This window comes from Streptomyces sp. NPDC001709, from assembly GCF_053596375.1.
The window spans coordinates 1-4,074 of sequence record NZ_JBSFGB010000122.1 but is presented as its reverse complement, the minus strand read 5'-3'; the positions used below and the strand labels follow the sequence as shown (position 1 = coordinate 4,074).

Below are 4,074 nucleotides of genomic sequence, written 5' to 3'. Positions count from 1 at the left end.
ACGAACACGAGACCAACCACTACGCTCAACACCAGCCCCAACCGGCGGCTGGAGCCAACACATAGAGCCTCCACCGACCCCGGAGCGCTTCAGTCTGCGAACCCCGTCTGACGGCAGAGACCGTGGAGAGCCCGTTGCGTTGAGAGGCGCACGGCGGGTTCGGCGAGGGGTCCGGAGAAACGGACCGGGAGCAATCCCAGCACCGCGCTCCGGGCCTACTCAGCGAACGCTGATGGGGTCCGCGCTCGCTGTGGCCTTCTGCCCTGGGGCGTGCCTTGTCGATCGGCCTGGGCCCGTCGGGGCCTTCAGGGCTGGCAGGGTGGGTCAGGCCTGGCTCTGAGGGTTGATGCGGCGGCGCCGGGTCCGGGCTGCCACGTAGCCGGTCAGGCCGCCGAGGACGATGCAGAGCGGGGAGTACAGCAGCAGGTCCCAGTGCCGGAACTCGTGCGGTGCCTCGCCCAGGGCGAAGCCCGAGGCGACCAGGCCACCCAGCCCGCGCATCGACAACACACCGCAGATCGTCCAGAGCCCGGCCCGGACCAGGCGCGAGGAAGCCAAATGGTTCGCCGGCCGGGCGCCGGTGACGACGAGCCAGGAGGCCACGCCCAGCAGACCCGCGACGGCCAGCGTCAGCGGGCGGGACGGCAGCTGCGACTCCTCCACCCCCACCACGGCGGCTGCGAACTCGGCCCGAGTGTCCAGCGGCCAGGGAGAAAAGGCCCACACCGCGTGCAGGGCCCCAGTCGCCAGCAGACCCGCACTCGCCACGGCAGCCGCCGCCCGAACACCGAGGCCGGCACCTGCCGTTGATACAGCGCCTGGCCGTCGTGGCCCTTCCTCACGCCCCGCCGGTCCGAGCACCCATGCCACCAGGTTCATCCCGCCACCCCTTCCGAGACAGTTCCATACACTGCTGTATGGAGACTCCGTACAGTAGTGTACGGAACATGGGGAAGGGCAAAGTCAGCAGGGACGACTGGACGATGGCCGCGTTGCGGGCGCTGGCCCGCGGCGGGGTCGCCGCGGTAGCGGTGGACCGGCTGGCGCGCGAGTTGGGCGTCACGCGGGGCAGCTTCTACTGGCACTTCGCCGACCGGGAGGCCCTGCTGGTGGCAGCCCTGGAGACCTGGGAACTGCGCGCCACCACCGAGGTGGTGGCGGCCGTCCAAGCCCTGGACGACGCCTGGGCCCGGGCCCGCGCCCTGTTCGCGGAGGCCCTGGGCAGCGAGGAGATCGCCGGTCTGGAGCCCAGCCTCGCCACGCAGACCGGCCATCCGGCCATCGCCGAGGTGGTCGCCAGGGTCACCGAGGCTCGGCTGGCCTTCCTGGCCGAGATCTTCACCGACCTGGGCTTCGGCCCGCAGGACGCCCGCCACCGAGCACTCGCCGCCTACGCCGCCTACCTCGGCTGGCTCGAACTGCGCCGTACCGCAGCTGCCCTCGCACCCGAGACACAACTCCACGACCCCGGGGCCTCGGCAGCCCTCGACCACCTGGTCGCCATGATTCTCGCGCCGGCCGAGCCACCCACAACGGACGGACCCGCCGACGGGGCAACGGGCGCCTGAAGCACGGTCCGTGACGTGGACAACACGCTCCAGCTCCCCTGCATGAGCGATTGCCATCGCTCCGGACCAGGCGAATTCGTCCCTTACGGCCGCAGAGGTGCCGACGCACTCGGAGCCGGACCATGGCCCGGCCCGAACCCAACGGCCGTTCCTGCCGAAACGATCCCTCGCTCACCTCGCCGACCTGGGCATTCACGGAACTGCGGTCAGAGCCGATTTCACAGATCCTCATCAATGACGAGGACTGAGGTTCTCGTCCATGTCCTCGGAGTAGACGCCTAAGGGCATGCAGCTTCGCCGCTCGGAGTCGCAACCAGAGCCCCACCACCACTGTGGGACCCTGGCCCCATGCCCACGGGGTCTACGCACCACACAGCTCGGAACTGCGCCCCACGGGATGGTGCCGTGCCTAGGGGGGTGGCCGCGCGCCCTGGTCGGCAGGGACGTAGCTTCTGCACATGGACTTCCGCATCACCGCTGAGGAGGAAGCGCTCGTCTTCCGGCTCGCGGAACTCCTGGACGCCGGCACACAACCGCGCCAGGCGCAGCTCGTCGAGGAGCTGGGCCCGGACAGTCGGCAGCAACTCGAGGCGCTCAAGGTGAAGGGCTGGATCCTCGTCCGCGAGGGCGCAGACGGGACGATGGACGCCGATCTCACCGGGCCGGCGTGGAAGGCCGTCCGCAACCGCCGCAACGTCGGCCGATAGCGGCCCTCATGTCGCTAGAGATTCGCCTACGCGATCCCATAACGCCTGTGATCTTCGACCTCGCCCGGTGTAACGTCGCTACAAGTAGTCGTGGTTCCGAAGTCTCGAGCGCCCGTGACACACGTCTCGGGTGTTCTTGCTGTTCAGCGCCTCTCCGGACCAAGGCGATCACCTCCGGATCCCGCACGGTGTGGGGTCCGAAATTCCTTGAGGGAGACAGGCATGGCCAGCGGCACCGTCAAGTGGTTCAACGCGGAAAAGGGCTTCGGCTTCATCGAGCAGGACGGCGGCGGCCCCGACGTCTTCGCCCACTACTCGAACATCGACGCCTCCGGCTTCCGCTCCCTGGAAGAGGGCCAGAAGGTCACCTTCGATGTCGCGCAGGGGCAGAAGGGCCCGCAGGCGGAGCACATCCGCCCCGCGTAACAACGCGTGGGGCGTGCCCGGCCGGATGGTTACCGGCCAGGCTCGCCCCTCGAGACAGGGCCACCAACCGGCTGTCATGAAGTCACTGCGGCCGAGGTTTCCGCAGACGGGTGTACTCCTTCGCCCTCTCAACCCGTGCACGATGTGGGCCGCCTGGGCTCTTGCAGCGGGAGTCCGGGCCCTGGCCGCAGTCCGGGCATGTCACCTCGTACACCCGCCAAGGCCGCGGGGCGACCTTCGGATTCGCCTTCTGCTGGGCCTTTCGCTCATCCACGATCAGCTGCACCGGCTCGTCATGGGGAAAGTCGCGCACCTTGCCGACATCGGTGCCCTCAGCGAGTACGCAGGGCTCGCCCTGCCCCGCGTGACAGCGCGGACAGCTCCTCTGGATCCAGTGCCGGCGCGCCACCTGCCTGTGCAGCGGGAACGACGGCAACTGCGCCCCGTCGGCAGCGTGCTGCTTCCAGGTCGCGACATCTCGCGCCTGCCCGGCCGTCACACGGTCTCCCGCCAACGCCGCTGTCCGGATCAGATCCGCCACCTGAGAGCGCAGGTCGTGCGAGTACGCGTCATGACGGCGCAGGCCGCTGAGGATGGTGCGAAGGCGGCTGGCAGCCTCCGCTGCCTCCCGCTCGGTAGCCGCCTCCGCCTCGACCGCTTCCTGCGTGAGGCTATCGAGGCCGGCAAAGTAGTCGGTCGCCCTCTCCACGATCCCGCGCGCTAGCTCGCCGCCTGGGCGGGACTGACGCCGACCATCCGCAGCTCGGACCTCACGGTCCGCCACGGACACATCTCCAAACAGGGCTCGGCGTGGCTGCGGTGGATCTTGCGCGAGGCCGCCCAAACCGCCAAGAGATCACCGGAATTCGCCGCGACCTACCAAGCGATAGCCCGCCGCAGGGGAAAAAAGATCGCCACGACAGCCACCGCCTGCAAGCTGATCACAGGGGTTTCCGGAACTTCACAGCAAGCATCCGGGTCTAGCTGCCGCCGGGTGTGTCGCCTTGTACCGACGGTCGCGGTACGGTCCGGCCTTCGCCCGGACCGAGATCGGCTCCCGCACGCACCGCCGAGATGGTCCAACCTTCGGGGTCATGACGGGGGCGGCCCGGGGCACTTGCGTCGCTGGGCAAACTGTTCCCTGGTGATCAGTCTTTCGCGGAACGCTTGTTCCCACTGGGCCTCAAGAAGATCGTCATTCGGATCCCCTTCCTGGAAGTCGCTCTCCCAGGAATCCGGGTCATCGATCGGAAGAGGGTCCGCCCAGGGATCGGGGTCGTAGGAGTCTCAATGACGAAGTCAAGCCGCCTGCGTGACCGGTGGGGCGGGGGTGAAGATCCTTCCGTCACGCAGCAGTGCCCACAGAACGCCGA

At 68.7% G+C, this 4,074-nt stretch carries 5 protein-coding genes and 1 pseudogene; 4 read left to right on the top strand and 2 right to left on the bottom strand.

The genetic code is table 11. The features are described 5' to 3' along the window. Positions 1 to 324: 324 nt before the first annotated feature. The gene (locus tag ACWC0C_RS48065; RefSeq protein ID WP_450871509.1) at positions 325 to 768 is read right to left on the bottom strand and encodes a DUF3995 domain-containing protein; all 444 of its coding nucleotides are present in this window, start codon (positions 766 to 768) and stop codon (positions 325 to 327) included. 179 nt (positions 769 to 947) lie between these two features. On the opposite strand from ACWC0C_RS48065, the gene ACWC0C_RS48060 reads away from it, so the two are divergent. The 3 genes from ACWC0C_RS48060 (at position 948) to ACWC0C_RS48050 (ending at position 2,701) form a co-directional block, all read left to right on the top strand. Next, positions 948 to 1,568 carry a TetR/AcrR family transcriptional regulator gene (locus ACWC0C_RS48060; RefSeq protein WP_450871508.1) on the top strand — a complete coding sequence of 207 codons (621 nt, stop codon included), beginning with the start codon at positions 948 to 950 and terminating at the stop codon, positions 1,566 to 1,568. 458 nt (positions 1,569 to 2,026) lie between these two features. After that, on the top strand, positions 2,027 to 2,275 hold the full coding sequence (locus ACWC0C_RS48055) for a hypothetical protein (RefSeq protein ID WP_450871507.1): 249 nt from the start codon (positions 2,027 to 2,029) through the stop codon (positions 2,273 to 2,275). Between the two features lie 222 nt (positions 2,276 to 2,497). Next, entirely contained in the window at positions 2,498 to 2,701 is a 204-nt protein-coding gene (locus ACWC0C_RS48050) for a cold-shock protein (RefSeq protein WP_069782811.1), read from the top strand. 82 nt (positions 2,702 to 2,783) lie between these two features. Here the strand turns inward: ACWC0C_RS48050 and ACWC0C_RS48045 are convergent, their stop codons facing one another. Continuing rightward, entirely contained in the window at positions 2,784 to 3,410 is a 627-nt protein-coding gene (locus ACWC0C_RS48045; protein WP_450871506.1) for a hypothetical protein, read from the bottom strand. 27 nt (positions 3,411 to 3,437) lie between these two features. On the opposite strand from ACWC0C_RS48045, the pseudogene ACWC0C_RS48040 reads away from it, so the two are divergent. Then, a pseudogene (locus ACWC0C_RS48040) lies at positions 3,438 to 3,983 on the top strand (transposase); the annotation flags it as partial. Positions 3,984 to 4,074 lie beyond the last annotated feature (91 nt).